The following is a 256-nucleotide window of genomic DNA, read 5'->3' as shown; positions in this document are numbered from 1 at the left end:
CACAAGGAAGAGACACGGCCGCTTTGCGGTCCCGCCTTGGCGCCACAAAGCGGCCCTCTCTGCTTCCGTGTGTAAGACGGAACCGACGCCCGTTTGGGGCACGGTGTGGTGGCGATCTACTCTGGATCATACTGGATAATCAACACCCTTGATAATTTTTCTTCCTACTACATTATGATGGCGAGGTCGGTCAAGAGATGGCTTTAGCCATCTTAATTGACTGACAAATCACCCAACCTAACTATTGAATAATACC

The sequence above is a fragment of the Aneurinibacillus aneurinilyticus ATCC 12856 genome (assembly GCF_000466385.1).
In the GTDB taxonomy this organism is placed as follows: Bacteria; Bacillota; Bacilli; order Aneurinibacillales; family Aneurinibacillaceae; genus Aneurinibacillus; species Aneurinibacillus aneurinilyticus.
This window is presented reverse-complemented; position numbering follows the sequence as displayed.